This is a genomic window from Corallococcus sp. BB11-1 (genome assembly GCF_026626625.1).
Classification (GTDB): domain Bacteria; phylum Myxococcota; class Myxococcia; order Myxococcales; family Myxococcaceae; genus Corallococcus; species Corallococcus soli.
This window is the reverse complement of record NZ_JAPNJY010000006.1, coordinates 1-6312: the sequence shown is the minus strand read 5'-3', so window position 1 is coordinate 6312 and position 6312 is coordinate 1. Positions and strand designations below refer to the sequence as shown.

Annotated in this window: 6 protein-coding genes; 2 read left to right on the top strand and 4 right to left on the bottom strand. The window is 70.9% G+C overall.

All coding sequences use genetic code 11. The features are described 5' to 3' along the window. Nucleotides 1-679 (top strand): phospholipase D-like domain-containing protein (locus OV207_RS07015; protein WP_267553676.1); only part of this gene is annotated, 679 nt, incomplete at its 5' end. Nucleotides 680-844: 165 nt separating this feature from the next. Further along, a complete protein-coding gene (gene acnA, locus OV207_RS07010) occupies nucleotides 845-3583 on the top strand; it encodes an aconitate hydratase AcnA (RefSeq protein WP_267553675.1) in 2739 nt (912 codons plus the stop codon). Nucleotides 3584-3672: 89 nt separating this feature from the next. Here acnA and OV207_RS07005 read toward each other — a convergent pair whose 3' ends face one another. From OV207_RS07005 to OV207_RS06990, 4 genes are all read right to left on the bottom strand, one after another. Beyond that, complete coding sequence (locus tag OV207_RS07005; RefSeq protein WP_267553674.1) at nucleotides 3673-4095, bottom strand: GTP pyrophosphokinase; 423 nt, start codon at nucleotides 4093-4095, stop codon at nucleotides 3673-3675. A 50-nt stretch (nucleotides 4096-4145) separates the two neighbouring features. Further along, a complete protein-coding gene (locus OV207_RS07000; protein ID WP_267553672.1) occupies nucleotides 4146-4781 on the bottom strand; it encodes a hypothetical protein in 636 nt (211 codons plus the stop codon). Nucleotides 4782-4789: 8 nt separating this feature from the next. Next, entirely contained in the window at nucleotides 4790-5899 is a 1110-nt protein-coding gene (locus OV207_RS06995) for a PilW family protein (RefSeq protein ID WP_267553670.1), read from the bottom strand. After that, on the bottom strand, nucleotides 5896-6312 hold a 417-nt coding region (locus OV207_RS06990; protein WP_267553668.1), incomplete at its 5' end, for a type II secretion system protein. The genes OV207_RS06995 and OV207_RS06990, both read right to left, overlap by 4 nt.

Sequence of the window (6312 nt, the reverse complement as noted above, 5' to 3'; positions counted from 1 at the left end):
CTCAAAGATTGAAGGCCCCGCGGTGCACGAGCTGGAGCGCCGCTTCCTCGCCACCTGGCGGATGATGTTCCAGGACCGGCTGAGCCGGCTGCGCCGCCGCATCCAGGGCGTGCCCGTGCCGCAGGCCGGGCCCCGCCGGGGCGACGTGGGGCTGGCCGTGCTGTCCAGCCGGCGCAGCATCCACCGCGCCTACCTGCACGCCATCCAGCGCTCGCGCCAGAGCGTGCTCATCGCCGCGGGCTACTTCGTGCCGGACCGCCGGCTGGTCGCCGCGCTCAAGGACGCGGCGAGGCGGGGCGTGGAGGTCAGCCTGCTGCTCAACGGCGGCAAGAGCGACCACCCCTTCCTGGAGCACGCGACGCGCGCCTTCTACGAGACGCTGATGGGCGCCGGCATCCGCATCTTCGAATGGCAGCGCGGCGTGCTGCACGCCAAGACAGCGGTGGTGGACGGCATCTGGGGCACCATCGGCTCGTTCAACCTGGAGCGGCTCTCCCTGGCGTTCAACCACGAGGTCAACGCCGTGTTCGCGGACCCGCGCCTGGGCCGCGAGCTGGAGGATTCCTTCCGCACCGACTGCGGCGACTGCCGCGAGGTGGACCTGGCCGTCTTCCGCCGCCGGCCCCTCTGGCAGAAGGCCGTGGAGCGGGTGCTGTACTTCTTCCGCAAGGTGCTCTGAGCCCGACACCGGGGCCGGCCCTGGAGTCGCCTCCGGAGCCTCTGGGGAAACAGGGGGCTCCGGGCAACCGTCCACCGCCTGCAACGCGGTGCAGGAACCCTTTGCATGCTGGGTGCGAGGGCCATAGAAGTTGCCTCATTCCGGCACGGAAGGACGGCAACGAACATGACGGACAGTTTCGGCACGAAGGCCAAGCTCAAGGTGGGCTCGGCGACCTACGACCTCTTCAGCCTGGGGACGCTGGCGAAGTCCCACCCGGCGGTGAACCGCCTCCCGTTCTCCCTCAAGGTGCTGCTGGAGAACCTGCTGCGCAACGAGGACGGCCGCGTCGTCAAGCGTGAGCACATCGAGAAGATGCTCGCGTGGGACCCCAAGGCCGCGCCGGAGACGGAGATCTCCTTCCACCCCGCGCGCGTGCTGCTCCAGGACTTCACCGGCGTGCCGGCGGTCGTGGACATGGCCGCCATGCGCGAGGCGCTCGCCGCCATGGGCGGGGACCCCGCGAAGATCAACCCGCGCAACCCGGCCGACCTCGTCATCGACCACTCGGTGCAGATCGACTCCTTCGCCACCACCGCGGCCTTCAAGGAGAACGCGGAGCTGGAGTTCGAGCGCAACCGCGAGCGCTACGCCTTCCTGCGCTGGGGCCAGAGCGCGTTCAAGGGCTTCGGCGTGGTGCCGCCGGACATCGGCATCTGCCACCAGGTGAACCTGGAGTTCCTGGCGCAGGTGACGTTCCGCCAGGGCACCACGGTCTACCCGGACACGCTCGTGGGCACGGACAGCCACACGACGATGATCAACGGCCTGGGCGTGGTCGGCTGGGGCGTGGGCGGCATCGAGGCGGAGGCCGCGCTCCTGGGCCAGCCCATCACGATGCTCATTCCGCAGGTGGTGGGCTTCAAGCTCACCGGCAAGCTGCCCCCGGGCGGGACGGCCACCGACCTGGTGCTCACCGTCACGCAGATGCTCCGCAAGAAGGGCGTCGTCGGCAAGTTCGTGGAGTTCTACGGCAACGGCCTGAAGAACCTGTCGCTGCCGGACCGCGCCACCATCGCGAACATGGCCCCGGAGTACGGCGCCACCATCGGCTTCTTCCCCGTGGACGAGGAGAGCTGCAACTACCTGCGCTTCACCGGCCGCCCGGATGACGTCGTCGCGCTGACGGAGGCGTACGCGAAGGAGCAGGGCCTGTGGCGCACGGACGGCGCCCCGGATCCCCTCTTCACCGACACGCTGGAGCTGGACCTGGCCGCCGTGGTGCCCAGCCTCGCGGGCCCCAAGCGTCCGCAGGACCGCGTGCCCCTGAAGGACATGAAGGCGGGCTACGAGGCGTCGCTCGTGGAGATGCTGTCCGCCGGCAAGAGCAAGGGCGAGGACGACGAGGGCCCCAAGGGCGGCGCCAAGGCCCCCGCGGCCCCGGTGCCCCCGGAGCGGCTGGCCCAGAGCGTCACCGTGAAGAACGGCAAGCAGAGCTACCAGGTGGGCCACGGCGCGGTCGTCATCGCGTCCATCACCTCCTGCACCAACACGTCCAACCCGGCCGTGCTGGTGGCCGCCGGCATCCTGGCGAAGAACGCCGTGGAGAAGGGCCTCAAGCCCCAGCCGTGGGTGAAGACGAGCCTGGCCCCCGGCAGCCGCGTCGTCACCGAGTACCTGCGGGACGCGGGCCTGCTGCCCTACCTGGAGGCCGTGGGCTTCCACGTCGTGGGCTACGGCTGCACCACCTGCATCGGCAACTCCGGCCCGCTGCCGGAGGCCGTGTCCAACGCGGTGGTGGAGGGCGACCTCGTGGTGGCCGCCGTGCTGTCCGGCAACCGCAACTTCGAGGGCCGCATCAACCCGCACGTGCGCATGAACTACCTGGCGAGCCCCCCGCTCGTGGTGGCGTACGCGCTGGCCGGTGAGGTGGGCCGCGACCTGAACAACGAGCCGCTGGGCACGGATCCGAACGGCAAGCCGGTGTTCCTCAAGGACATCTGGCCCTCCGACCAGGAGATCCGGGAGACCATCCGCACGGCGGTGAAGCCGGAGCAGTTCCGCAGCCAGTACGCCAACGCGATGGACGGCGACGCGCTGTGGCAGCAGCTCCAGGTGAGCAAGGGCTCCACCTTCCAGTGGGAGGAGAAGTCCACCTACGTGCGCAAGCCGCCCTTCTTCGAGAACCTCCCGAAGGAGCCCAAGCCCACGCAGGACATCAAGGGCGCGCGCGTGCTGGCGCTCCTGGGTGACTCCGTGACGACGGACCACATCTCGCCCGCGGGCAACATCGCGAAGACGAGCCCCGCCGCCAAGTACCTGATGGCGGAGGGCGTGGAGCCCAAGGACTTCAACTCCTACGGCGCCCGTCGCGGCAACCACGAGGTGATGGTGCGCGGCACCTTCGCCAACATCCGCCTGAGGAACCTGCTGGTGCCCGGCGTGGAGGGTGGCGTCACCGTGCACATCCCCACCCGCGAGCGGATGAGCATCTACGACGCGTCCATGAAGTACCAGGCGGAGAACATCCCGCTCGTGGTGCTGGCGGGCGCGGAGTACGGCACCGGCTCCAGCCGCGACTGGGCGGCCAAGGGCACGCAGCTGTTGGGCGTGAAGGCCGTCATCGCCAAGAGCTTCGAGCGCATCCACCGCTCCAACCTCGTGGGCATGGGCGTGCTGCCCCTCCAGTTCGAGGCGGGCCAGGACGCGCAGTCGCTGGGCCTCACCGGGCAGGAGACGTTCGAAATCACCGGCGTCGCGGACGGCCTGGCGCCGCAGAAGAAGCTCACGGTGAAGGCGACCGGCGGCGAGAAGGGCCCCATCGAGTTCACGGCGGTGTGCCGCATCGACACGCCCAACGAGCTCGACTACTACCGCAACGGCGGCATCCTCCAGTACGTGCTGCGCCAGCTCGCCAAGGCGTAACGCACCTCCGGCGTCTGTCTTTCGGCCCGGCCGCCCTCGCTTCCACGGAGGGTCGCCGGGCCGTCGTCTTTCCTGGGGTCGGCCGGCGGCTACTCCGCGCGCAGGCGCGTCCAGGCGGCCACGTAGCGCGACAGCCTCTCGGCGTCCCTGGGCGTGACGGCGGACAGCCGCCGCACGTCCATGTTGTCCTCCAGGTCCGCCAGCTTCACGCGGCGGGCCAGGGGGTGGGGCCGGAGCCTTTCGATGAAGGCCTCGTAGGACTCCCCCTCGCGCTTCGTGAGGCAGTCCAGCGCGGACAGGACGTCCTCCGCGTAGCCCAGCTCGCGCAGCCGCTCCAGCGTGTAGGGCGTGTCCTCCACCACGTCGTGGAGGACGGCCACGGTGCGCTCGGCGTCCGAGGACAGGCGCAGCATCACCCGCAGCGGGTGGAGGATGTAGGGCTGTCCTGCCTTGTCGCGCTGACCCTGGTGCGCGGCCACCGACAGGGCGATGGCGTCTTCGAGCGTGGGCATGGCGGGCAGCTTCGCACGCCCGCCCGAGGCCCGCTCCAAGGTTCCGGGGCTCAGCGGTTCAGGTTCCCGGACCCCGTGCCGCCCGCGTTCTGCGCGGTGTAGGCCTGCCCGCCGCCGTTGTATTGGAGGATGCCCTCCACGGCGAGGCCGTTGGGGTCCTGCTGGTTGTTGTTGCCCCGGCGCGGAATCAGCGTCTCGCTGATGCACAGCGCGCCCACCACCACCTGCTGGTCATTGTCGCGCGTCCAGTCGTTGTCCAGCGGCTTGAACTCGTCCTCGTTGTCGCGGATGTAGATGTAGACGTCGTCCTTCCCGTCTCCGTCCAGGTCCGCGAACAGCGCCGGGTTGACGGCCTTGATGGCGTTGCGCCCCGTGGCGGCCGTGGGGTCGCGCGGCATGGCGGGCGCGGTGTTGGTGGACGAGGCGACCGGGTCGTAGACGGACGGCGCGGCGAGGAAGGTGTTCCACTGGGCGTAGTTGCGGCCGAAGTAGCCGCGCGCCAGTTGCAGGCCGCTCTCCGCGCAGCTCTGCCTTTGGCCGGCGCGGCTGTAGGAGACGGCGCGGGTGCGCTCGCTGCTGGCGTAGGCCATCACGCCCGCCACCAGCCCCAGCAGCACGGTGACGAGCAGCACGACGAGCAGCAGCGTGGCGCCGCGGGCGGAACGGGAGGAGGGGCGCTGGGACATGGGCGGACTCACAGGCGGGCCGACGCCAGGTTGGGCAACTCCGCCCGGCGCTGGAAGAGGCTGCGGAAGTAGCCGTCGGGGGTGGCGGTGGCGGGTGGGGTGTGGTTCTCCACGGCGATGGGCAGGTCCTCGGCGAGCACTGCCTGGTTGCGCGTGTCGCGCCGGGGCGTGCGGCCGGTGGCCACCACGCTGATGCGCACCGAGCGCAGGCCGGGGGTGTATTCGGGCGACAGGCCGTTCTGGAAGACGTACTGGGCGGGGTCCCCCGTGGTCGCGGCGTCCACGCCGAAGGCCACCTGGAAGTCCTCCACGAAGTCCTGCACCACCAGGGGGTCGCCCATGTCCATGAAGGGGCGCCCGGCCGCGTCGGTGGCGGGGATGCCCTCCGCGCGCATCAGCGCCTTGCGGTTCGTGGTGGGGTTCTTCGCGATGAAGAAGTGCAGCAGGCGCGCGGCGTACACCAGGTCCCCGCGCTGGAAGCCGCCCTTGTGGGGCGCGTTGGAGAAGCCCGGCACGCCCGACTCCAGGTAGCTCACCGTGGCGGTGGGCGGGTTGCTCGTGACGGTCGCCTGGGTGAGGAGCGCCGCGCTCTTCATGTTGCTGGCCACCAGCATGGCGTTGGCGCCGGGGGCGGTGCTGGGCGTGCCCACGCAGTTGACCTGCAGCGTGCCGGTGCCCGGCTTCACCACCGTCATCGCCGCGCCCGGCGCGCAGTCGCGGCCCAGGTATTCGCGGTCCGGCACCACCAGCCACAGGTCGTCGGTGCCGTCGGTGCCCGGCACGTTGCCGGTCGTGGTGGCGGCCAGCACGCCGGAGCCCGCGCCGTCCCCGCCGAAGACGGGGTTGATGCGCTGGGGCACGCCCCCGGACACCACCCAGAGGCCCTCGGACATGCCCGCGCCGGCCTGACGCACGGCCGACAGCAGGGCCTCTCCGGCGAGCCGCGCGTGGTCGTGGCTGTCCCCCACGTGCTCCGTGTTGTGCACCACGCGCCCGCCCGCCATCAGCAGGGCCGCGGCGGCCGCGAGGACGAAGGTGGCGAGCGCCGCGGCCACCATCGTCTCCAGCAGCGTCATGCCGCGCGGGGCCTGCGTCGTCTGCATCCGGGAGCGCGTCATTGGACGAACACCTCGCTGTGGACCGCGGCGCGCTCCAGGCTGTCGCCCTTGCGGTACACGCGCGTCCAGACGGTGAAGGGCATGGCGCCCGGGGGCACCAGCGCCTGGGATTCGGGCGGCAGGTCCTGGGGCAGCCCCTTGGTCACCAGGACTTCACGGCAGTAGACGTCCTTGGGCAGCACCGTGTCCGGGGTGGAGTCCAGGCAGGGCGTGTTGGCGGGCACGCCCGTCATGGGCTCCACTTCCCCGGTGGGCTTCACGCGGAAGTAGGCGCCGGTGCCCGTGTCCGTCGCGGAGGCGGGGCTCGGGTCCAGCTTCCATGGCGCCGCGCCGAAGGGGATTTCGGTGGGGAAGGTGCCCGGCCGGTCCACGGCCTGGAGCAGCAGCTCCGACTTCGACGCCAGCCACAGCCG

Bases quoted from the DNA above. Each gene is read 5' to 3' on its own strand.
- acnA (WP_267553675.1), top strand. From the start codon at position 845: ATGACGGACAGTTTCGGCACGAAGGCCAAGCTCAAGGTGGGCTCGGCG.
- OV207_RS07005 (WP_267553674.1), bottom strand. From the start codon at position 4,095: ATGCCCACGCTCGAAGACGCCATCGCCCTGTCGGTGGCCGCGCACCAG.
- OV207_RS07000 (WP_267553672.1), bottom strand. From the start codon at position 4,781: ATGTCCCAGCGCCCCTCCTCCCGTTCCGCCCGCGGCGCCACGCTGCTG.
- OV207_RS06995 (WP_267553670.1), bottom strand. From the start codon at position 5,899: ATGACGCGCTCCCGGATGCAGACGACGCAGGCCCCGCGCGGCATGACG.